The following is a 22829-nucleotide window of genomic DNA, read 5'->3' as shown; positions in this document are numbered from 1 at the left end:
GCGACCCGCTGGACCCGCCTACCGGCGGCGGAGCACGACCCAGGAAAAGGGCTGGATCGAACCACCCGGCGTCACATGCTCCTCCCGCTCGGCGTGTTCCAGCCGGAAGGCCGGGGCAAAGGCATCGGCGAGGGTCTCGGGGTCGTAACGCGTGATCGGTAATCCGGAGCACCGGGTCGGGCCATCCGCGGCGAAGCTGCCCAGGACCAGCGCGCCACCGGTCGCGACGGCCCGACCGGCCAAGGCGACGTAGCGAGCCTGGTCGGCCGGCGCGACCAGGAAGTGGAAGACGGCGCGGTCGTGCCAGACGTCATAGCTGCGCCGAGGTTGCCAGGACAGCAGGTCGGCAGCGACGAAGGAAACCCGGTCCGCGCGCGGGCCGAGGCGGGCCCGGACCGCGGATAGCGCCGATGCGGAAACGTCCAGGACCGTGACGTCCGCCCAACCGGCCTCGACGAGCAGGTCGGCGAGGGTCGACGCGCCGGCCCCGACGTCGATGACCGAGCCGGTCTGCGGCGCGGCCTGCTGCAACAAGCGCAGCGACACGGCCGGGGACGCTTGGAACCAGCTCAGCTCGTCCAAGGCCCGGGAACCGTAGACGCTTTCCCAGTGCTCAGCGGCCTGGTCCATTGGAATCAAATCTAATGGCGAAAACGCGGGCGCGGGCGGCGGGTACGCCCGGCCACCGTCGCCGCAGCGGCCGCGGCGGTAACGTGCGGGTCTCCGCAGGCAGGCGTCGGGGGTTGCCATGATCGTGCCGCCACGCCGGTTGCTGACCGCAGGGCTCGTCTTGGGGGTGCTCACTGTCCCCTCCGCCGTGACGGCGGCCCGGGCCGCGCCGGTCAGGGCCGTGATCGCGGCGCCGCCGAAGGCGCCGGTCCGATCCGAGAGCAACCGCCCGGCGAGCTGCCCGGGAGCGCCGACGGATCCGAACGCTCCGGACGGGGAGACCCGCAGCGCCACCGGCACGTTCCCCTGGCCATCCGCCCCGCGGGGAACTGATCCGACGGCATACTCCGCCTACCTGCACACGCCGGCTGGGGTCGTGCCCGAGCGGCCGGCGAACTGGGACAATGGCGGGGACAACTGGCAGCTCACCAGCGCCCGATCGAGCGATCCGACGCTCTACCGCAATCCGCAGGAGCTGTGCGGGGTCGAGGGCAACAGCGTGGACACGGCCTGGCAGGTCAGCACCGGCCAGCCGACGACGGTCATCGCGATCACCGACTCCGGGATCGAGTGGTGCGACCCGGGGGTGGTCGACAAGATCTACCTCAACCGGGCCGCGCTCCCGGTACCGGAGGACCCGGGGGGCCGGACCAAGGCAGCGGGTGGTGGCTCGGCGGCCGACACCGACCCTTACGACCTCAACAGCGACGGCGTGTTCAACGTCGTCGACTATGCGGGCGACCCGCGCATCGCCCGGCCCTACTTCTGCGCCGACGCAGCGCACAACAACGGGTCGGGCTACACCGGCATCTCGCCGATGGACTTGATCCGCACGTTCGGCACCGTCGGCTCCCGCTGGTACTACGGGCACCAGGGACCAGCCGGGTTCACCGAGGCGATCGCCGGGTGGAACTTCCTGGACAACACCAACAACCCCGACGACGACGTCTTCTACCGCCATGGCACCGGTCAGGCCGAGGATGCCGCCGGGCCGGCCAACAGTCTGAACAAGGTGCTTGGCGCCTGCCCGAACTGCATGGTGCTGCCAATCCGGGTGGGGGACAGCTTCATCACCGTCTCCGATGACTTCGCGCAGGGTGTGATGTTCGCGGTGGACTCCGGGGCGAGTGTCATCCAGGAGGCGCTCGGCACCCTGGACATCACCACGGTGACCCGCCAGGCGGTCAACTACGCGCTCGCGCATGGTGTGCCGATCGTCGCCAGCGCGGCCGACGAGGAGGCCGAGCACCACAACCTGCCGGGCTACCTGCCGCACACCATCGTGGTGAACAGCACGACGCAGGCCACGTCGCAGGGTGGGGTTGCGGTGATGGAACCGGCGAGCTACCTCTACCTCAACGGCTGCACGAACTACGGCGCGAACGTGGACGTGACCGTGGAAAGCGACTCGTGCTCCTCGCAGGCAACCGGGAAGACCGGTGGCATCGTGGGGCTGGTCGAATCCGAAGCGCAACAGCTGCTGCAGGCCGGCCGGCTGGCGCCATATCCGGGCCTGCGCACCGTGGCCGGCGCACCGGTGGCCCTGTCACCCAATGAGGTGGCGCAGCTGGTCACCATGAATGCCGACACCATCGACTTTCAGACCGCCGCGCCACCATTCGGACCGCCGGACAACAACGCAGTCGTTTTCCCTTACCCGACGGTGCGCTACCCCAGCCAGCCGGCCTACGACATGTACACCGGGTACGGGCGGATGGACGCCGGGAAGATCCTGCGCGCGACCGCGAGTGCCCAGATCCCCCCGGAGGCGTCCATTGATGCCCCCGGAGACTGGTTCCAGACCTACTCCCCCGGACAAAGCCTCACCGTGACCGGTCTGGTGGCGGCGGTCCGGGCCCGCTCCTATCGGTGGGAACTCGAGGTCGGCGTCGGGACCAGCCCGACGCCGAGCAGCTGGCACCTCCTTGCGAACGGCGCCGGCACCGCCCGGCGCGAGGGCGTTCTGGCGCGCGTCCCGCTGGCCGCGATCGCCGCGATTTTCCCGGCCGGAACGACCTTTACCGGTGGGCCGGTGGGCACCGCGGACCGACCGGACCGCGACAAGTTCAGCTTCACCCTGCGGCTGGTGACCGTCGACAACCGGGGGGTGGTCGGGATGGACCGCCGAACCGAATACCTGCACTCCGACCCGAGCCTGCTGGCCGGTTTCCCGGTGCACTTCGGCGCCTCGGTCGACGCCCCGCCGACGCTGGCCCCGATCGGACCCCGCGGCGAAGACGCGCTGCTAGTGGCCACGACCGACGGGGTGATCCACGCCTACCTGCCCGACGGTAGGGAGCTGCCAGGCTGGCCGGTGTACACCCAACCGCTGCCCGTGCATGCCGGGGAGCCCGCCTACACCAGCGGTGCGGTCACCGCCCGGCCCGATGGCCCGATCATCGGCGGGGTCGCGGTCGGGGATCTCGCGAACGCCGCCGGCACCGCACCCGACGTGGTGGTGAGCGACTACACCGGGCACGTCTACGCCTGGACCGCCGGCGGCCGGCTGCTCCCCGGATTCCCGGTCGGGCTGGACCCCGCCTACTCCGGGCCCGCGGTCCGCAACCGGGCCAACCGGGTCCTGTTCGGCATCGTGGGTGCCCCGGCGCTGGCCGACCTGCAAGGTGATGGGCGCCTCGACATCGTCGTCGGCGCCATGGACCGCCACGTCTACGCCTGGCAGCCGGACGGACGGCCGGTGCCGGGGTGGCCGGTTCTGGTCATCGACCCCACCGAGATCGCATCGGTCAACCCGGTGACGAACCAGGTGACTTTCCTGGCGTCGGCCCAGAACGGGCAGGGCACCAAGATCGTCGACACCCCGGCGATCGGGAAGCTCAGCGGCAGCGGCCCGCCGGACGTAGTCGTCGGGTCCAACGAGGAATACGCCGGCAACACCAACATCAGCGTCGCCTCGCCCGCCTTCGCCGCGTTGGCCCAGGTGCCGCTACTGAGCCCCGGCAACAGCCGGGTCTACGCCATCGCCCCGACCGGCTCCGACACGAAGCCGGCGGCCGGGGCACCGGGCCAACCGGCTTTCCCCGGCCGCGGCGCATACCTGCCGGGCTGGCCGGCAGCTATCGCCGACCTCGACGAGGGGCTGTTGCCCGACGTCGCCGACGGCACCGGTGGCAGCCCGGTGCTCGCCGACCTCGGCGGCAACCAGACGTTGGTGACGGGCGTGATGACGAGCGTCGGCCCCGGGTACCTGCTCACCCCCCAGGGTCGGTCCTACCTTGGGGAGGGTCCGGACGGCAAGGCGCTGGTGCTCGACACCGAGCCAACTGTGCCCGGCAACTCGCTGGACTTCCCGAGCCTGCCGGCCGTGGGGATGCCCACATTCGCTCCGCTTGGCCCGCTCGACCCCGGGGTGAGTTTCATCGCACCCGCGGCGAGTGTCGGCAAGGCACTGGACGCGGCCCTGCCCGCGGACCAACTCCAGCACGACAACCAGATAGCTGCGTGGAGCACCACCACCGGGCATTTCGACCCGCTGTTCCCCCGGGTGGTCAATGACCTGCAGTTCATCGTCGAGCCCACCGTGGCCGACGTGGGGGGCGACACCACCCCCTACATCGTGGAGGGCACGGCGAGCTACGACCTTCGTGCGATCGACGCCGCGGGCAACGAAGCACCCGGTTTCCCCAAGTTCACCGGTGGCTGGATGGTCAACTCCCCGTCGTACGGACCTTGGGGGTCACTCCGCACCCAGGTGCTCGCCGCGGGCACCCGCGAAGGGAACCTGTTCGTGTGGTCGACCCCCACCGCGGCCTGCGCGCCGTCCGGGCCGTGGCCCCGCGAACACCACGATCTGTTCAACACGAGCAACCTCGACGCCCCTGGGACACCATCGCTGACCTGCGCACCGTCAGCGGCAGCAGGCGCCACAGCTCCCACCACTACCGGCGAGGCCCAACCGAAGACTGCTAACGGAACCACCCCGCTGGCCGCTACCGGTGGCGGGACGGCACTACCCGGTGCCGCGGTGGCGCTGCTCACTGCGGGACTAGCCCTGAGCCGGCGCCGGCGTCGCCGGGGCCGGCCCGGGCGGCCGTGACCTGCGTGACGAACGCGCGACGCCTCGGTCGACAAGTCGGTGAAACTGCTCATTCCAGCCATCGTGGCGCACACCAGCCGGCGTGGGACAGTCCGGTCGGCGGCGACCCCCGGGATGGCGGTCGCGCCGGCGATGGCTCGACCGTGGCCGCCGTAGCGACTACCGCGCGAATTGACAGCGTGCCGTCTGCACCAAGGAGGCAGTCGTGGCCGAACACCCGAACGTCGAGCTTGCGCGCAAGGGGACGCCGCCTACAGCACAGGCGACATGGACGTCCTCACTGAGTTGCTCGCGGATGAGGTCGTGTGGCGCACCGCCGGGCGCAGCCCGATCTCCGGCGAGTACAAGGGGCGCGATCAGGTCTTCGGGTTCTTCGGCAAACTCATGGAGCTCAGCGGGGGCACGGCGAAGATCGAGGTGCACGACATTCTGGCCAACGACGAGCACGCCGTCGCTCTGGTCACCAGCACGGCATCCCGAGCCGGCAAGTCATTCAGTGGCTTGGATGTCCACACGGGAGCTAGCCACCCCGGGCCCCTGTTCGGTTGAACAGCCGGCAAGAAATGCCCGCGCGTTCGGTGGCCGTGTTCGTGCCCCGGCAGCCGTGACCCAGCGCGGGCGAATCTCTACCGGCACGAAGGGACCTCAGTCACCGTTCCATTCGGTTTCCGGCCTTTCGATGGCGCTGTCCAGGCCCGGCTTAGCCCGGGGATCTTCTCCCGTCGAGCGGAGCGATGCCTCGGCCGATAGCGCCTCGTCGACGAGCCCGAGTTGACGTCGCCCGCGGCGACCCCACCAACCTCGAAGACCAGCTTGCGGGGACGGCTTGTCGGACACGATGCACCTCTCCTTCGCCAGCGGCCGGCTCGGTGGCGAAGGAGCCGGGTTCCGCTGTTGTTGCCGACCCCGCCCCGGCGCAGGTCGTCCGCGGTCAGATCCAACGACCGCCACGACGGCCTCGACGGCGAACCCCGATACCCCCGGTCAGGACAAGCACCAGCAAGACGATGAGCAATATGGTGATCATGCACTTGATATACCCGACATCGACGGGATCGAACGTCGGCACGCGGACGGAAACCAATGTTCGCGACCCTCGCCGGCGGGTGCTTCTGCGCCGGGCCGGGTTAGGGGCGGCCCAGGACGCCGGGTCTGGCCTCATCCGCGCTGCCCAGAAGGGGTCCGGCTGCCGGCGCGTGCCACACCCTGAGGGTGGGCTTGGCGCCCTCGACGGCGACACCGAGGGACGGTCGTGCGGTCCGTCTACTCCTCGCCGCCTGCGGTAGAGTGCGGCATTGGCTGAATTCACCATTCCGCATGTGGCCTTCCCGGCACGTCGCCCCGGTCCCCGGTTGCGCGTCGTTGGGCCCTCGAATGAGGGAGAGACCAGGTGCCAGACGGCGTCGCCGCCCCGGCCGCTCCAGATTTGATCGGCATGCGCGGCGAAGATCCGATCATGTCGCCCGTGCACAGCGGCTCCGGCGCGTCGGGGACATACGCCCATGTCGCGGCTCTGCTGCACGAGTCCCGCCGAGCCGCGCCGGACGCGCTCGGGTCTTTCCTCGCGTCCCGGGTGCGAGGCTTCGGGATGCGGGACCTGTCGGTGTACCTGACCGACTACGAGCAGCGTCGCCTCGTGCCAATTGTTGGGTCCACCGAGACCGCGTCGCTGGACATGGACACGTCCATCGGAGGGAACGCGTTCACCACGGGTCGCCAGCTCGAGGAGCGGACCAACCTCGGCGTCCAGTTGTGGAATGTTGTTGTCGCCGGGGCCACCCGGCTGGGGGTGTTGGCTCTCACTGTTTCGCCAGTGGACGAGGAGGCTCGCGCGCTGGCGGAAAGCCTCGCCGGTGTCGTCGCCGCGCTGCTTGTGACCCGGGGCCAGTGCACCGACGGCTACACCATCCTGCAACGCAGCCAGAGCATCAGCCTGGCAGCAGAAATCCAATGGCAGTTACTGCCACCGCTGAGTCTCGACAGCGGGCGAGTGTCCGTGGCGGGACTGATCCAGCCTGCCTATGAAGTCGGGGGCGACTGCTTCGACTATGCCGTCAACGGCGACACCCTCGACTTCGCGGTCTTCGACGCGATGGGCCACGGTTTGGAGTCCAGCCAGCTCGCGCACCTCGCCGTGAGCAGCTATCGGAACAGCCGACGCTCCGGCCGCGACCTCCCCGCCACCTGCCAGGCGCTGGACGCGGCCATCGCCAGCAGAGGCCGCGGCGAGGCATTCGTCACTTGCCTCCTCGGGCGCCTCGACTTGGTCACTGGGAAGTTGACCCGGATCAACATGGGGCACCCGCTGCCGCTATTGGTGCGCGACGGCAAGGTCGTCGGTCCGCTCGCGTGCAAGCCCACGCTGCCCGCCGGACTCGGGGGCGGCCTGGCCGAGGTCGCCAACGACATCCTCGAACCCGGCGATCGAGTCTTCTGCATCACCGACGGCGTGGTCGACGCCCATCGCCCCGGCGGCGAAGACTTCGGCGAGGAACGCCTGGTCGCACTGCTTGAGGCGCAGTCCCAAATTCAGCTCGGCACGACGGAGATGGTCCGCCAGCTCTCCCATACCGTTCTGGACCATCATGGCGTCCTCAGCGACGACACCACCGCGTTCCTCGTCGACTTCCACTAGACGATCCACCCGCCCGGGATCACCTGCGAGAACCTCGGCGATCGGCACTCAGCCGACACCGGAGCCGGCTAGTTCGTCGACTACGGCTCGCTGCCGTGATCGCCCGCCCATCGCGGCGCCTCGGCTGTACCTGGAGGCGCCGCACTAGCAACCTGGCATCCCGCGAACGTCCCCCACTGCTGCTGTTCGGAGAACCGACGGCTCTGCCATTACTGAACTACGGGCTGGGCGGAGCTTCCGGCAGCCGGCAGGCCGGAGTACCTCCCGGGAGCCTGTACCGGTTGTTCGCGACGAAGGCATAGCTGCGATCGACGACCCAGACCAGGCCGGGTAACGCCGCGAGCCGGCCGAGCCAGGACCAGGGCGCTCGGGCGTCTCGCAATAGTGCCGTAACTGCTCGGCCGGCCGATGACCATCGTCCTCCGCGATCTCGGTATTGCACGGCCTGCGCACAACTCTGCTGGCTGAGACCGAACGAGGCAAGGTCTGCCAGCTGCCACGGGACCGCCTCGGTGTCAGTGTTCACCCAGCGATGCGAGAAGGCCACCGCGCTAGTACAGAAGGCGCAGTCTCCGTCGAAAACCAACAGTCCCCTCACCTGGGCTAGGCTACGCGCCGGCAAGGGCGCGCCTGACAGGGTTTGGCCGTGATCAGCTTGCGGCATCCATGGTCGGAACAGTTGGGCTGTTGTCGGCGGAGGCGAAGAAGCAGCACGTCTCGCTACCCCAGACCCCACCACGCCACGCCACGGGACGTTCACGGTTTCGGCAGTCGGGGAATCAGCGGGACACCCGTTGAGGCAGCCCGAGACGCACTTTGACGCCGTCCGAGAAGTGCACGACGGGGTCGCCACTCGGCACAGGCAGTCCCGCGGATGTGATGAGCGAGTCCTGCAGCGCGATCACCTCTCCGCGACGAAGAGGCCACGATCGGTGTTCTGCTTCGACGAACCGCAACTTCTTTCGACCCTTCGAAAAGACCCGGTACCGCGCTGTCAAGAAATGGTCAAGGGCACCGAGCTCATGACTCGCGTACGCCTTCCCCACACGAAGGACCACCTTCGACTCCGCCGATGATCCAGGCGCTCGCCGTCGCATGGCGTACTCGACGATGTCAGCATCGCGCCCAACACTCATAGACGACCAGAAGTAGGGCAATCGGAACGCGGTTCGAGCGACAACGACCGCGGCCAGTCGAGCAGCGTCCAACGAGAAGAACCAGACCCCAGATCGACCCGCGGAATCACGCACATACGTTCGGACGTTGGTCTCCGCGAATCTCCCAAGCCACGGCGGAGCAGACACGTGTGGCAACGACACAGTCATCGTGAACGGGACGAGTCCGACCCAGGCAGCGGACCCATGCTCCTCCACAGTCAGCTCAGCCGGGAGCAACTGCTGCACTACACCGGCCGGATAGCGCCAATGCAGGAAGGTCAATGACTCCCACCGCTGCCACATGGCGGCACGCCGCAGCGCGAATGGGCAATCGGCCGGCGTCTCCACGTCCACGCGATCAGCATCCCCCAGCCCGCATTGGGCGCAGACCTCCACGTCGATGAACACAACCCCGGCCAGGGGCGGTGGCGCATCTGCAGGGACGAGCAGATTGGGCCCGTGCGCCTCGATGATCTTGGTCAGTCAGCAGAAAGTCCGCGAAATTGCGGACTACAGCGGTGTCGTTCGGACACCTGCGGATCAAGGAAAAGCCCAGGTCAGAAGACAGATCCGGCCGAAACGAGCGCCCGTCAGACCCCCAGGTAGAGGAAGCCGTAGGCCTCGTCGCGGAACGCGATGCCGGCCTCCCGAAGCGCCTCGTCCCAGTCACCGCGGCAGGACGGGTCGGCGCCCTCCGAGCCGTGATCCGCGGTGAGCAGGAACACGGTGTCGTCCATGCCGCCGACCCTGTCCAGGTGGTCGAGGAACGCACCGAGCCGACGGTCGGCATCGCGCAGCGCGGCGTGCGCCGACCGGGAATGCGGGCCACCGTTGTGGTGCCCGGTGTCGGTGAGGGTCGTGTTCCACCAGGTCAGCCGCGGCGCCGCCGCAAACGTGGCCCACAGCCCGAGCATCTGAGACAGCCCGGCTGCGTCCACCTGGGTCGACCATGCGTAGTCACCGTCGGCGACGAACTCCTGCGTCGCGTGCCGGTCCTCCCTCGGGTCGGGTAGGGAGGAGCGGAAGGCGTTCGCCCCACCGGACTCCCGACTGTCGCGGATCAGACCGAATGTCGAATAGTCGGCGCCCCGATCCACCGGGTCGTTCACGCAGGCGGTCGGCCCGTCGACCCACTCGAAAACAGTGCTCACGCCGGGCCGTAGCCAGTCCATCGCGCGATGCCAGTTTCCGGAATCGTTCGGTACCACGCGCTCGTCGAGTGCCCGGTCGAAGTAGGCGTTGTGCACGATGCCGTGCCGGCCAGGGCCGACGCCGGTAAGTGCCGACGTGTGGTTGACCAGGGTCACGCTCGGAAACTCGGCGACCGCGCCGCCGGCGAGCGCGCATCCAGACTCGAGCAAGCGGGCGACCGCGGGCAATTCCCCGGAGCCGGCCAACTCCAGCAGGCTGTTGCTGTTGGCGCCATCCCATAGCAATCCGACGACCCGCGGGGCGCCACGCTCGGCAAGGTCAACCAGAGCCGATCCGTCCAGCTCGCTGAGCCGGTCCAGATCGACGCCGGACAGCCAGGCCATGGTGGGGGCGATGTCGACCACCCTGGCTGCCCTGGAAAGCAGACCGCGCCCCGCGATGCCCGGGCCGGACAGCAGCAGCGGCGCCCGAGACTGCACGACCCCGAGGGACCCGTGCTCGCCGAGGTGACCGCCGCGCTCGGGCCAGAAATGGCGCCCGGTATGCACGACCGCGATGTCCGGCGCGCGCGGGTCGGCGAACAGCGAATGCAGCCGGACCGCCGCATGCGGGTAGGAGTTGCGGGAATTCGGCGGCGACGGATCGGCCCGCTCGCCCTCGATCGTGGCGAAGGCCAGCGGGTCCTGGGCGGCCACGGGATCGGCGCCCCAGAGCCGCTCGGCCACGGTGCCGTCCGGGAACAGCCGGCTGGCGCCATCGGAGTTGGCGACGACGACCGCCCCAGGCTCGGGGTATGCGACCAGATCGACGATGCCTGCCAACTGCTCCGCGCAGAGCGCCTCGACCGCCCGCTCGAGGTTGGCAGACCTGCCGGACACGCGGACCGAGGACACGTCTCGGTCAGGCATCGGCACGGTGCGACCCTAGTGCGCCCTCGGGCCTGACCTCTCCCCGCCGTGCGGGGCGGGGAGAGGTCAGGTCACGCGGCCACGTCGTTCTTGCGTGGCCGCCCGCGCGGTCGCTTGCGCGCGACGACAACGCCGCCGACGAGCAGCTCGCCCCCCCAGACCCCCCACGGCTCACGCCGCTCGAGGGCCCCGGCCAGACATGCCGGACGCAACGGGCAGTCGCCACACACCGCCTTGGCGAACTCGACGTCAGCCGGGGACTCGGCGAAAAACAGATCGGGGTCGACGTCCCAGCAGGGAAGAGCCGGCTCGGCGACAACGTCGAACGCGGTGTCCTGCATCGGTGCCACCTCCTCGTGGACCTGGTATCGGACAAAAACGAAGGCCGCGGATCCCGGACGGGTTCCGCGGCCTCGAGGTGCCGGTCGTGACATCGCTGTCAGATCGGCGGCCTCGAGGGGCACGGAGCCGGCTGGGCGTCGGCATTGCGGTTGGCGCTGAGCCGCGCCTTCCCGATGCCCGACATGCCGAGTGCCCCTGCCGGATCGAAGACCCAGTGGGGCGCAACGGCCGGCGCGACGCCAGGTGCGGACGCCGTCGGCGTGATGCTCAGCCGCATTCCGTCACCTCCGTCGCTCCTGATCGGGATCACCCGGATATCGCCCGCAGGGTAGCCGTCGCCACCCGTGTCCGGCAATGGAATTACCCGGTCCCGCAGCAAGTCGTGATCATCCCGTGACCCGGAGCAGCCCCTCCTGCACCACCGAGACGACGAGCCGACCGTCTCTGGCAAACAACTGACCCTGCGCCAGCCCGCGCGCGCCGGACGCGGACGGCGACGACTGCGAGTAGAGCAGCCAGTCATCGGCCCGGAACGGGCGATGGAACCACATCGCGTGGTCGAGACTGGCCACCTGAACGTTGGGTTGGTCCAGCGACAGCCCGTGCGCGATGAGCGCCGAGTCGAGCAGCGTCATATCGCTCGCGTAGGTCACGGCGCAGACGTGCAGCAGCGGGTTGTCGGGCAACGTCCCGTCGGCCCGCATCCAGACCTGGCTGACCGGCTCCCGGTCGTCGGCGGAGCGGGGGGCCCAGGGCGGTTGACCGACGTAACGGATGTCGATCGGGCGCGGTCGGTCCCACCAGGTGGGGAAACGGTCCCGGTAGGGCGCGAGGCGCTCACGCATGGTCGGCAACGTCTCCGGGTCTGCCACGGTCGGCATCTTCACCTGGTGCTCGATCCCCGGCTCGTGATGGTGGAACGACGCGGAGAGGTTGAAGATCGGCTGGCCGTGCTGGACCGCCACCACCCGCCGGGTCGTGAAGGACCGGCCGTCACGCAGCCGGTCGACCTCGTAGACGATCGGGGTCGCCGGATCGCCGGGGCGCAGGAAGTAGGCGTGCAGGGAATGCACCGGTCGGTCGGCCGGCACGGTACGACCGGCCGCAACCAGGGCCTGCCCCGCCACCTGGCCCCCGAAGACCCGCGGCCGGGCCTCCGCGGGCCCCGTGCCGCGGAAGATGTCGAGCTCGATCTGCTCGAGATCGAGCAACGCGACCAATGCATCCAGGGCGGCCGTCATCGCTCAGCCTGCGGCAGCGACGAGGTCGAGAACCGCCGGCCCGAACTTGGTGAGCTTGGTCGCGCCGACCCCCGGGATCGCCTCGAGCGCCTCCGTCGTCGCCGGCTTCTGTTCGGCGATCGCGGTGAGGGTCGCGTCGGTGAACACGCAGTAGGCCGGCTGGCCCAGGGTCCGGGCCGCGTCGAGACGCCAGGCCTTCAACCGGTCGAACAGCCCCTCGTCCAGGCTGCCGGGGCAGCCGGCACAGCGACCGAGCGTGCGCTCGACCGGCGCCCGTACCGGCTTCCCGCACACCCGGCACATCACCGGTCCGGGACGCGGACCACGTCCGGGCCGGCCGACCGGCGGTCCGGTGCCGCCAGGAGTCAGGCCGTCCAGGAACCGACTCGGGGACCGCCCCCGGCGACCGCCCGGGACTCGTGAACCGGCCCAGGACAGCCAGATGTGCTGTCGGGCCCGGGTGATGCCGACGTAGAGCAGCCGGCGCTCCTCGGCGATCTGTTCCTCGGTCACCGCGTAGGTGATGGGTAGCACCCCGTCGACCAGCCCGACGAGGAAGACCGCATCCCATTCGAGGCCTTTCGCGGAGTGCAGCGAGCCCAGGGTGACCCCCGCGACGATCGGCGGATGTTGGGCGGCGGTGCGCTCGGCAAGTTCGGCGACGAGGTCAGCCAGGTCGGCCCGCGGGTTCCCGGCCGCCAGCTCTTCGGCCAGGCCGAGCAGGGCCCGAACCGACTCCCAGCGTTCACGGACCGCACCGGGACCGTCCGGTGCCGTGGCTGTCCAGCCGGTCGCGCTGAGAACATCGCTCACCCCGGCCACCAGGTCCCCCCCGCCGCCGTCAGACCGAGCCGCGCCGCGGAGCAGGCCGATCGCCTGGCGGATCTCCGGTCGGTCGAAGAAGCGCTCACCCCCGCGGACCAGATACGCGATGCCGTGCCCGGCGAGCGCGGCTTCGTACGCGGCCGACTGCGCGTTGATCCGATAGAGCACCGCAATCTCGTCGGGTCGCGTTCCGGCGTCGATCAACTCCCGACAGCGGCGGGCCACCCCCTCGGCCTCGGCGGGCTCGTCCGCGAACTCTCGGAACACGGGTGCGGCGCCGGCCGGCCGCTGCGCGACGAGCTCGAGGCGGCTCGGCGCGTCCGCGAGCACCGACCGGGCGAGGCTGACGACCTGCGGCGTCGACCGGTAGTCGCGGACCAACCGCACGACGGTTGCCTGGGGATGGCGCCGCGGGAAATCCAGCAGGTGGTTGGCCGACGCCCCGGTGAAGGAGTAGATGGTCTGGCTCGCGTCGCCGACCACGCAGAGCTCCTCGCGACCACCGAGCCAGGCGTTGAGCAGACGCTGCTGTACCGGGGTGACGTCCTGGTATTCATCGACGACGAAGTACCGGTAGCGGGCTCGGACCTCCGCCGCGACGTCCCCGTGATCCTCCAGGGCGACCGCCGTGACGAGCAGCAGATCCTCGAAGTCGAGCAGCCCGCGTTCGCCCTTGAGCGCTTCGTAGGCGGTGTAGACCTCGGCCACCTTGGGGGCGGGCAGCGGCGGGCTCCGGCGGGCGGCAGCGGCCGCCGCCGGGTACCCGTCCGGACCGGAAAGCGTGGATTTCGCCCACTCGATTTCCGCGGCCAGGTCCTTGAGCTCGGCACTGCCGGGTGTCACCCGCGCCCGCGCGGCCGCAGCCCCGACGAGCCTCAGCTTGCTCTCGACGATCTCCGGGAAACCACCGCCGACGATTCGTGGCCAGAAGTACTTGAGCTGTGCGAGGGCGGCGGCGTGGAAGGTCCGGGCGGCGACCTGGCCGACCCCGAGGCCGCGCAGCCGGGTGCGCAGTTCACTCGCCGCCCGGGTGGTGAAGGTAACCGCGAGGACCTGTTCGGCGGGTGCGGCCCCGATCAGCGCCCCGTAGGCGATCCGGTGGGTGATCGTCCGGGTCTTCCCGGTTCCGGCGCCGGCGAGGATGCAGACCGGCCCGCGGATCGCCTCGACGGCCGTCCGCTGCTCGGGGTCCAGCGCGGCGAGCACGTCCTCGGGGGTCATTACGGGCATCCTGCCAGTCCGCGGGGAACGACCACGGGCCCCACGGTGTTGACCACGGCAGTCTTTCCTGATGGAGGTTCGGTGTCCGGCCAGCTGACGCTCTACAGCACGCCGTGGTGCGGGTACTGCACCCGGCTCAAGCGGCACCTGGAGCGGGCCGGGATCTCGTTCGCGGAGGTCGACATCGACCGTGATCCAAATGCCGCCGAGTTCGTCATGTCGGTCAACGGCGGCAACCAGACCGTGCCGACGGTGCTCCTTCCGGACGGGACCGCGCTGAGCAACCCGAGCGTCACCGAGCTCACCGCGGCCCTGCGCGGCTGATCCGCCACCCGATCACGGCCGCAGCCAGCCGTCGATCAGCCGGCGGGCGATCGAGATCGGCGGCGGAAGCTGCACCTCCCCGCCCAGCAACTGCGCACGGTCGAACCAGGCGGCTTCCTCGAGTTCGGCATCGGCGAGCACCGGCGGCTCGGCCGCACCGATCGCGGTGAAACCGAGCATCAGGCTGGCCGGGAACGGCCATGGCTGGCTCGCCGCGTAGCGGACGTCGCGCACCGCGAGGCCGACCTCCTCGCGCACCTCGCGGACCACCGCCTGCTCGGCGGTCTCCCCCGGTTCGACGAAACCGGCCAGCGTGGAGAACCGGCCCGGCGGCCAGTCGGGCCGTCGCCCGAGTAGACAGCGCCGATCCCCGTCGCTCACCAGCATGATCACGGCCGGGTCGGTGCGCGGGAAGTGCAGGCTCTCATCGGCCGGGCACCGCCGGGCGAAGCCCGCCGCCGCCGCGATCGTCGGCGCCCCGCAGCGTGGGCAACATGGATGGCTGGCGTGCCAGTTGGCCAGGGCGACGGCGGTGACCAGCAGGTGCGCCTCGCGGGCGTCGAGCGAGGTCGCGACGTCTCGCAGGCCGGCCAGCCGGGTGTCCAACCGGCGCGGCGGATCGCCGCTGGCGCTGAAGTACGCCACGCCGGTGGCATCCACACCGAGCAGCGCCGTCATCGCCAGGCCGACCGGCGGGCTGAGCACCAGTCGGGCTCCGTCCGGGGTGTCCTCGACCGTCACGCGAAGGGCGTCGTCCAGTACCAGCACCCGGCTCGTCGGATCGGCCCAGCGTTCGGCCAACCACCCCTGATCCTCGCGACGGTTCGCCGCCCGGTCCATCTCTCCGGTGCCGAAGGCGGGTAGGTCCACGGTCGGCGAGCCTATGTCCGGTCAGCCGGCGGCCACCGGAAGCGCCTCGACGGCGGCGCCCAGGTCCGCCGCCCCGGGCATGTCGTCGAGCCAGCAGGTCAGGCCGGTACTCACATAGTGGAAGGCGGCCCGGACCGCTTCCGGTGCCACCCCGGCCAGCCCGGACCAGGCCAGCCGATAGGCGGCGAGTTGCACGGCGGCGGCGGACGCCTCGGCCGCGGTGGGCGGCGGCGCACCGGTCTTCCAGTCGACGACGGACCAGCGCCCGTCCGCCTCCGCGTACACGGCATCGATCCGACCCCGCACCTGCACGCCGGCCACGCGCATCTCGAACGCCACCTCGACCGCGTGCGGGCTGCGGCCCCACCAGTGGCTGCGCCGGAACGCGTCCTGGAGCTCGCCGAGTCGCGCATCGCCGGCGGCGTCCGCGTCGGCGGCGCCCGGGAGGTCGTCGAGATCCAGCAGCTCGGCCTGCCCGAACACCGCTTCCAACCAGGTGTGAAACGCCGTGCCGCGCCGGGCGGCCGGCGCTGGCTGGCGGGGCAGCGGCCGGCGGATGGACCTCGCCAGCCGTGCCGGGTCCCGGCCGAGTTCGACCAGGGCGGAGACCGACAGATGCCCGGGCAGCAGCACGTCGAGGTTCGCCGGCCCCCGGCCGGCGGCGGCCCGCTCGGCGAGCAGCAGGTCGGCCTCGGCCCGCCAGCTCGCCGGCACCCCGCCGGGGGCCGGCACCCCTGGCCGCGGGCCCCCGGCGGCGAGCTGGCGCCGGACCCGCTCGGCGCCGGCCCGGACCACCTCGAGATCCGGGCCGGAGACCGGCACCGGCCAAGGCACCGGGCGCGGGTCGGCGTGCAGCGGGTTGGCCTCGCCGGGCTCCGGGGGGTCGACCCACACCGCCACGGAGGCACCGGCCTCGACGACCTCGACGAGGAAGGGGGACGGCACCCGCGGCGTCTTGCCGTCGCCCCAGACGAAACCGGTGCAGATCAGCTGCTCGGCGGCCCGGGTCACCGCCACGTAGCCGAGCCGTCGCTCCTCCAGGGCCTCGCGGGCGGCGACCGCCCCGGCGAGCCGGCTCAGCTCCGCCGCGTCGGGGGCGGCGAGTTGAGGCAGGTCCGCGCCGTCGCCGCGGAGCGCGAAGGGCAGCACCCGGGCATTGGCCGCCCAGGAACTGGTGACCAGCGGCCTCGCCGGGAAAATCCCGGCGCCCAGGCCGGGCAGCACGACGACCGGCCACTCCAAGCCCTTCGCGGCATGCACGGTGAGCAGCTTCACCGAGTCGCTGCTGCCGACCCGGGCCGGCTCGAGGCCGAACTCGTGCTCGTCGGCAGCCGCGAGGTATCCGAGGAACGACCGCACGGTCGGCAGGTCACTGTCCCCGGCGAAACCGGCTGCCGCGTCGACGAAAGCGTCGAGGTCGGCCAGCGCGGCCGCCGGGTCGACACCGGGACGCCCGGCCAGCTCGACCGCCAGACCCAAGGCGCGGGCGATCTCGGCGACGAGCTCGGGCAGGGGCAGGTCGAGCTGGCCGCGCAGGGTACGCAGCTCCGCACGCACAGCCTCGATCCGGCGATACCCGGTCGGCGAGTACGCCTCGGCCGGACCCGGATCGTCGACGGCGTCGACCAGGCTGCCGCGGCCCGCGTCGTCGGTGCCGGCGACCGCGTCGAGCAGCGCGTCACCCGCCGGATCGGCCGGCGCCCGGAGCCGCCGGGCGCGCCGGGCGAGCGCCGTCAGGTCGCGCGGGCCGAGCCGCCAGCGTGGCCCGGTCAGCAACCGGACCAGCCCGGCACCTTCGCCCGGGTCGGCAACGACCTTCAGCGTCGCGACGATGTCGGCAACCTCGGGGACCTGGAGCAGGCCGCCGAGACCGACCACCTCGACCGGCACCCCGACCGCTTCCAGGGCCTCCCGCAGTCGCGGCATCTGGGTCCGGCGGCGCACGAGGACGGCGATGTCGGCCGGCCGGCGCTCCGCGGACGCCAGGAGGTCGCCGATCTGCCCGGCCAGCCAGCCGGCCTCGTCGGCGGCGCTGCGGTGCCACGCGGCAACCACGTCGCCCCGCCCCCGTCCGCCCGGAGCCGGGACCAGTTCGGGCACCTCGAGACCTTCCGCGCGCAGCGGCGCGGAAAGCCGGTTGGCGACGGCCAGGATGCGCTCGCCGTTGCGGAAGCTGGTGGCTAGCTGCCGCAGCTGCGCGGGGGACCCGTCCCGGGCGGGGAAATCGGTGCGGAACCGGCGCAGCCCACCGGCGCTCGCCCCCCGCCAGCCGTAGATCGACTGGCATGGGTCGCCCACGGCGGTGACCGGGTGGCCGGCTCCGAACAGCGCCCGGAGCAGGCCCCGTTGCGCATGTCCGGTGTCCTGGTACTCGTCGAGCAGCACCACGGGGTACCGATCGCGCTCGGCCCGCCCGACCGCGGGGTGGCGCTCGGCGATCCGGGCGGCGAACGCGACCTGGTCCCCGTGGTCGAGGACCTCCCGCTCGGCTTTGCGTCGGTTGTAGGCGGCGACGAGCGGCAACAGGGCGACCCGGGTCTCCGCCGTGTCGAGCAGCGCCCGGACCGCCGCCGGCACCGGCCCGGGCACGGTTTGGGCCGCCGCCGCCAACCCGTCGGCATGCGCGCGGACCTCCTCCACGGAGCACAGGTGTTCGCTGATGTCCCCCGCCAGGCTCAGCACCGCGGCGATCACCGCCGGCGGGCCCCACGGGACGGCATCCATCGGGCCGTCGTATTCGGCGACGACCCGGCCGGCCAGCTGCCAGCAGGCCGCCGGGCTGGCCAATCGCGCGGTGGGCTCCCGGGCGTCCCGCAGCGCATGGTCGCCGAGAAGTCGGGCGGCATAGGAGTGGTAGGTCGAGACGGTGGGCTCCTCCTCGCCGACGGCTACCGGGTCGGCGGCCCGCAGCTGAGCCAGCCGGCGACGCAACCGGACCGCGAGCTCGGCGGCGGCCTTGCGGGTGAACGTCAAGCCGAGGATCTGGTCCGGGCGGACCTGACCGGTGGCGACCAGCCAGATCACCCGGGCGGCCATCGTCGCCGTCTTCCCCGAACCGGCTCCGGCGACGACGAGCAGCGGCTCCAACGGAGCGGCTATGACCGCAGCCTGCTCGGCGGTCGGCAGCTCCCAGCCGAGCCGACGGGCCAGATCGACGGGGGTCAACGCCCCGTCCCGACCTGGCGCCCGGACGGCTGGGCCGGGCAGCTGCCCTGCACCGGGCAGTTGCGGCAGTCCGCGCCGACGGTGGCCGGGAACTCGGCCCCGGACATCCCGAGCACCACGCGGTCGAGCAACCTGGCGGCCCAGTCCGGGTCCTCGGCGTCGGCCAGCGCGACCTGGGCCTGCTCCCGGGCCCCGGCCTTGTTCGCGGCGCGGCCGAGCTGGACCAGCGCGGCCCCGCCGGGTTCGGCCAACCCGACGTCGGCGAACGCGCCCAGCGCAACGGCCAGCTGGTAGACCCCGAGCTGCGGATTCGTCGGCAACACCGCCTCCCCCACCCGCGCGCTGCCGGTCTTGAGGTCGATCACGACTGCCCGCCCCGCGTCGTCCCGCTCGAGCCGGTCGACCCGTCCGGAGACCACGGCCCGACCGGACTCGACCCGGAACCCCTGCTCGACCGCCACCAGCATCCGCGGGTTGGTCGCGGCCCAGCCGAGAAACCTCCGGAGCGCCAGTGCAGCGGCATCGCGCTGCTTGCGGGAGAACCAGACGCCCCCCAGGTCGAGGCCGGGCCAGATCGCGTCGAGGCGGCCGATGAGCTGGGCCTCGTCGACCGCCTCGCCGTTCAGCTCGGCGGCGCCGACGATCGCGGCCAGCGCGTGCACGATGCTGCCGACGGTCTGCGCCGCCCCCGGTGGGCTGGACGCGCCAGCGGACCGCTCCAGGAACCAGCGCAGCGCGCACCGCTCGAAACCCTCGACCGCGGAGGGGCTCACCGCGACGGGCGCGTCCGGGTCGGTGATCGGGCCCGGGTCGGAAAGCTCGGTCAGGGCGTACCAGCCGTCCGGGTGCGCGCCCGGCACGCCGGCGACCGCCAGCCGGGCCAGCTCGACCGCGGCGGCGGCGCGGACCGGCTCGGGGACCGACCCGTCGAGCAGGTGCGCGCGCAGCTCCGCGACGAGCGCCGGCAACGAGAGCATCCGCGCCGCCCGCGCCGGCGGGTCGGCCGGGGATTCGCCGACGAGCTCGTCGAGGAACCGGGACGGCCGCTCGTCCTGCTCCTCGTCGCTCGATACCGCGGTCACCACGAGGCGCCGCCGGGACCGGGTGACCGCCACGTAGAACAGCCGGCGCTCCTCGGCGAGCGCGGCGGCCGCGGCGCTCGCCGGCGTCGTCGGCCGGTCGGCGAGGGCATCGACGAGGTCCGCGATGCCGAGCAGGCTGCCGGTGACCCGCTGGTCCGGCCAGCTGCCCTCCTGCACGCCGGCAACCACGACCACATCCCATTCGAGGCCCTTGGCCCGGTGCGCGGAGAGCAGCCGAACCGAGTCGTCGGCGGGCGCCCGCTCGGCGAGGGTGTCCGCCGGGATCTCCTGAGCGGCGAGGTCGTCGAGGAACACCAGTGGCCCGGCCCCCGGTAGCCGGTCGACGAACCGCCCGGCCACGTCGAACAGTGCGACGACCGCGTCGAGCGCCCGGTCGGCCAGCCGGCCGGTCGCGCCACCGGCCACGGCCGCGCGCTCCCAGCGGCCGGCGAGCCCGGATGCCGACCAGACCGCCCAGAGCACGTCCTCCGCGTTCCCGCCGGCGGCGGCCGCGCGGGCGCCGGTCATCAGATCGGCGATCCGTTGCGCCGGGCGGGCGACCGACGGGTCGATGAGCCCGAGATCGCCGGCTGGGCGCATCGCCTCGACCAGCAGGTCGCCGGACGGCCGCCGGCGGCCCCCCGGTGGCTCTGCGGCCAGCAGTGCGCGGCGCAACCGCCGCACGGCCAACGGATCGCCGCGGCCCAGTGGTCCGCTGAGCAACTCGACCGCGATGTCCTCGTCGAGGCTGGCCGGCGCCAGCGCAGCGCGGAGCAGAAGCAGCAGGTGGCGAACCACCGGCTCTCCGATCAACGGGATCTCGTCGCCCACGACGGTCGTGGGGACCCCCGCGGCGGCCAGCGCACGACGCAGGGTGGGCAGGCTCCGCACCGCCGAGCGCACGAGAACCGCCATCCGGGACCAGGGCACGCCGTCGACCAAACGCGCCCGGCGCAGCGTGTCCGCGACGAGGGTTGCCTCCTGGGCCCGGCTGGCCGCGCGGAGGACCTCGACCGAGCCGTCCGGGATGCCGGCGGCAGCGGTGAGGGCCCGGTGCCCGCGACCGGGGGCGGCCGGCAGCCGGGCCGCCAGCCGACGAGAAGCCGAGAGCAGGTCACCCGCGCAGCGGCGGCTGGTCATCAGCGCGCGGACCGGCGCCGGGGCTCCGCCGACGGTACGGAACCGGTCCGGAAATCCGAGCAGGCCGCCGACGTCCGCCCCCCGGAAGCCGTAGATCGCCTGGTCGGGGTCGCCGACTACGACAAGGTCGCGGCCCCCACCCGCCAGGCTTGCCAGCAGCCTTTCCTGGGCGGGATCGGTGTCCTGGTACTCGTCGACGAAGACGGCGCGCCGGGCCCCCCGCTCGGCCCCGCCGATCTCGGGGTCCTCGAGGAGGTCGGCCGCGCGCCGGACAAGGCCGGCGTAGTCGAGCGCCGGACCGGTCGGGTCGAGCGCCGCCACGTCGGCCGCGCGCTGCCAGAACCGGCCGACCGCGATCCACTCCACGCGCCCGACACGAGCACCCATCGATGCCAGCTCGGCGCCGTCGAGCCCCCGCTCGCGAGCCCGGGCGACGAGGTCGGCCAGCTCGCGGGCGAATCCGCGGGTCCGCAACGCCGGCCGCAGCTCGACCGGCCAGTCGTGCCCCCCGTCCTCGGCCTCGCCGGCGAGCAGCCGGCGGAACGTGAGGTCGGTCTCCGGTCCGCTCAGCAACCGCGGCGCCGGTTGCCCGAGCCGGGGTGCCTCCCGCCGGCACAGCGCGTAGGCATAGCCGTGGAAGGTCATCGCCAGCGGTTGCCGGGACACGACGTCGAGCCGGGCCGCGATCCGCTCGCGCAGCTGGCCGGCTGCCGCACGACTGAAAGTGAGAACGAGGATCTGGTCCGGTGCCGTGCCCCGATGCACACGTTCGACGACGGCTTCAACGAGGGTGGTCGTCTTCCCGGTGCCCGGACCGGCGAGGACGAGCAGCGGGCCGCCGTGATGGTCGACCACCACCTGCTGGTCGCGGTCGAGAACCGGCGGGGCCCGCCGCCTGCCGGGAGGCGGCCGAACCAGCCGGACCGCGGGGTCGTTCGGGCTTTGCATCCCGGCATTCGACCACGCGCCCACGACAATTCCGCCGACCGCTCAGCTCGGCGCCTTCGGCCGGCTGCGAGACCAGGGTCCCGCCGGGCAACCGATTGGAGAAGCTGGCTGGCGACCGAGCCGGCCAGTACGGCATCAGGGTGAACCAGCAGTGGCGCATCTGCTTCCGCTGGACCACCGCCGGCGCAGAAGACGTCGAGATCGTTGATTACCACTGAGGAGATCCCATGAGCGCCAGCACGTCGATCGCCCCCATTCATCCGGGCGAGGTCCTCGCCGAGGAGTACCTCGCTCCCCTCGGAGTCACCCAGCACAAGCTCGCCGTCGCCATCGGCGTCCCTCCTCGGCGGATCAACGAGATCGTGCACGGAACGCGACGGATCAGCGCCGATACCGCCTTGCGGCTGGCCCGCTACTTCGACACCTCGGAACGGTTCTGGATCAACCTGCAGAGCCGGTATGACCTCGAAGTCGAACGTGACCGGCTGGCACCCGCCCTCGCCGAGATCCGCCCGCTGCGCGGCGCCTGAAGCTCAGGGGCCGCCGGCGATCCCTTCCGCGAGCTCCAGCAGCCGGGTCACCGTCGTCCAGTTCCGAGCCGTCATCACGACCCCGAGCCGGCGAAGGGCCTCGTTAAGAGGCGAATCGTGCGATGTGGCCGCGAATGACAGGTAGAGCACGCGATCCCCGACCGCGTACTCGTCGGCCCCGTGGGTCGTCCCCACCGCCCGCACCACCTCCGCAGGCGCCGGCGCCTCGAGGAAGGCCACGTGCAACTGCTTCGGGGTGGCGACGCGTCCGGGGAAGGGATTCGCCTTGACGACCGCCCCGAGCTCCGCTGCGGTCCGCACGAGCACCCGGACCTCGAGACCGAGCCGACGGCGCAGCTCGTCCTCGATCCGGGCGGCCAGTCCGTTCGGCTCCGCTTCGACGACTGCATTCCCACTCTGAAGGTATGTGCCCACCGCTCTTGCGCCGACCGCCTCGAGTACCGAGCGCAGCTCACCCATCGACAGCCGGTTGTGCCTGCCGACGTTGATGCCACGAAGCAGGACGGCACACGCGGACACGGCTCTCCCTTCGATGAGGTCAG

14 protein-coding genes and 1 pseudogene are annotated in these 22829 nt (G+C 71.8%); 6 read left to right on the top strand and 9 right to left on the bottom strand.

The genetic code is table 11. The features are described 5' to 3' along the window. Positions 1–18: 18 nt before the first annotated feature. Positions 19–630 (bottom strand): class I SAM-dependent methyltransferase, encoded by a 612-nt coding sequence (locus tag VNG13_02580; protein ID HVA59406.1) that lies wholly within the window; start codon positions 628–630, stop codon positions 19–21. 118 nt (positions 631–748) lie between these two features. On the opposite strand from VNG13_02580, the gene VNG13_02575 reads away from it, so the two are divergent. The 3 genes from VNG13_02575 to VNG13_02565 all read left to right on the top strand — a co-directional run bounded on the left by VNG13_02575 (position 749) and on the right by VNG13_02565 (position 7361). Continuing rightward, positions 749–4726: a S8 family serine peptidase gene (locus tag VNG13_02575; protein HVA59405.1), complete on the top strand. Its 3978-nt coding sequence runs from the start codon at positions 749–751 to the stop codon at positions 4724–4726. A 171-nt stretch (positions 4727–4897) separates the two neighbouring features. Continuing rightward, positions 4898–5275, top strand: a complete 378-nt coding sequence (locus VNG13_02570) for a nuclear transport factor 2 family protein (GenBank protein HVA59404.1) — start codon at positions 4898–4900, stop codon at positions 5273–5275. Between the two features lie 841 nt (positions 5276–6116). Continuing rightward, positions 6117–7361 carry a PP2C family protein-serine/threonine phosphatase gene (locus tag VNG13_02565; protein HVA59403.1) on the top strand — a complete coding sequence of 415 codons (1245 nt, stop codon included), beginning with the start codon at positions 6117–6119 and terminating at the stop codon, positions 7359–7361. A 1747-nt stretch (positions 7362–9108) separates the two neighbouring features. Here VNG13_02565 and VNG13_02560 read toward each other — a convergent pair. The 4 genes from VNG13_02560 to VNG13_02545 form a co-directional block, all read right to left on the bottom strand. Then, a complete protein-coding gene (locus tag VNG13_02560) occupies positions 9109–10578 on the bottom strand; it encodes an alkaline phosphatase family protein (GenBank protein ID HVA59402.1) in 1470 nt (489 codons plus the stop codon). A 71-nt stretch (positions 10579–10649) separates the two neighbouring features. Then, on the bottom strand, positions 10650–10919 hold the full coding sequence (locus VNG13_02555) for a WhiB family transcriptional regulator (GenBank protein HVA59401.1): 270 nt from the start codon (positions 10917–10919) through the stop codon (positions 10650–10652). Positions 10920–11306: 387 nt separating this feature from the next. After that, the gene (gene tesB / locus VNG13_02550) at positions 11307–12161 is read right to left on the bottom strand and encodes an acyl-CoA thioesterase II (GenBank protein ID HVA59400.1); all 855 of its coding nucleotides are present in this window, start codon (positions 12159–12161) and stop codon (positions 11307–11309) included. 3 nt (positions 12162–12164) lie between these two features. Beyond that, entirely contained in the window at positions 12165–14216 is a 2052-nt protein-coding gene (locus VNG13_02545) for an ATP-dependent DNA helicase UvrD2 (GenBank protein ID HVA59399.1), read from the bottom strand. Between the two features lie 72 nt (positions 14217–14288). Here VNG13_02545 and VNG13_02540 point away from each other — a divergent pair, with 72 nt between their 5' ends. Further along, positions 14289–14531, top strand: coding sequence for a mycoredoxin (locus VNG13_02540; GenBank protein HVA59398.1), 243 nt, complete (start codon positions 14289–14291; stop codon positions 14529–14531). A gap of 12 nt (positions 14532–14543) precedes the next feature. Here the strand turns inward: VNG13_02540 and nudC are convergent, their stop codons facing one another. Genes nudC through VNG13_02525 form a run of 3 tightly spaced genes read right to left on the bottom strand, consistent with a single transcriptional unit; the run spans position 14544 to position 21736 of the window. After that, on the bottom strand, positions 14544–15401 hold the full coding sequence (gene nudC, locus VNG13_02535) for an NAD(+) diphosphatase (GenBank protein ID HVA59397.1): 858 nt from the start codon (positions 15399–15401) through the stop codon (positions 14544–14546). A 21-nt stretch (positions 15402–15422) separates the two neighbouring features. Next, positions 15423–18566, bottom strand: a complete 3144-nt coding sequence (locus tag VNG13_02530; protein HVA59396.1) for an ATP-dependent DNA helicase — start codon at positions 18564–18566, stop codon at positions 15423–15425. Next, positions 18563–21736, bottom strand: a complete 3174-nt coding sequence (locus VNG13_02525) for an ATP-dependent DNA helicase (protein HVA59395.1) — start codon at positions 21734–21736, stop codon at positions 18563–18565. Before VNG13_02525 ends, VNG13_02530 begins: the two co-directional genes overlap by 4 nt. Before the next feature lie 68 nt (positions 21737–21804). Between VNG13_02525 and VNG13_02520 the strand changes: the two are divergent. Together VNG13_02520 and VNG13_02515 are read left to right on the top strand one after the other, a co-directional pair. Next, a pseudogene (locus VNG13_02520) lies at positions 21805–21954 on the top strand (type II toxin-antitoxin system RelE/ParE family toxin). A gap of 9 nt (positions 21955–21963) precedes the next feature. After that, positions 21964–22266 (top strand): HigA family addiction module antitoxin, encoded by a 303-nt coding sequence (locus VNG13_02515; GenBank protein ID HVA59394.1) that lies wholly within the window; start codon positions 21964–21966, stop codon positions 22264–22266. Between the two features lie 3 nt (positions 22267–22269). Here VNG13_02515 and VNG13_02510 read toward each other — a convergent pair whose 3' ends face one another. Beyond that, positions 22270–22806, bottom strand: coding sequence for a DUF1697 domain-containing protein (locus tag VNG13_02510; GenBank protein HVA59393.1), 537 nt, complete (start codon positions 22804–22806; stop codon positions 22270–22272). Positions 22807–22829 lie beyond the last annotated feature (23 nt).

The sequence above is a fragment of the Mycobacteriales bacterium genome, from assembly GCA_035533475.1.
In the GTDB taxonomy this organism is placed as follows: domain Bacteria; phylum Actinomycetota; class Actinomycetes; order DATLTS01; family DATLTS01; genus DATLTS01.
Note: the sequence above shows the minus strand (reverse complement) of the source record. Positions and strands in the feature narration are given on the sequence as shown.

What these genes read in the sequence shown, in the direction of transcription:
- VNG13_02580 (HVA59406.1), bottom strand. Translation starts at nt 630, where the DNA reads ATGGACCAGGCCGCTGAGCACTGGGAAAGCGTCTACGGTTCCCGGGCC.
- VNG13_02575 (HVA59405.1), top strand. Translation starts at nt 749, where the DNA reads ATGATCGTGCCGCCACGCCGGTTGCTGACCGCAGGGCTCGTCTTGGGG.
- VNG13_02560 (HVA59402.1), bottom strand. Translation starts at nt 10,578, where the DNA reads ATGCCTGACCGAGACGTGTCCTCGGTCCGCGTGTCCGGCAGGTCTGCC.
- VNG13_02555 (HVA59401.1), bottom strand. Translation starts at nt 10,919, where the DNA reads ATGCAGGACACCGCGTTCGACGTTGTCGCCGAGCCGGCTCTTCCCTGC.
- tesB (HVA59400.1), bottom strand. Translation starts at nt 12,161, where the DNA reads ATGACGGCCGCCCTGGATGCATTGGTCGCGTTGCTCGATCTCGAGCAG.
- VNG13_02545 (HVA59399.1), bottom strand. Translation starts at nt 14,216, where the DNA reads ATGCCCGTAATGACCCCCGAGGACGTGCTCGCCGCGCTGGACCCCGAG.
- VNG13_02525 (HVA59395.1), bottom strand. Translation starts at nt 21,736, where the DNA reads ATGCAAAGCCCGAACGACCCCGCGGTCCGGCTGGTTCGGCCGCCTCCC.
- VNG13_02515 (HVA59394.1), top strand. Translation starts at nt 21,964, where the DNA reads ATGAGCGCCAGCACGTCGATCGCCCCCATTCATCCGGGCGAGGTCCTC.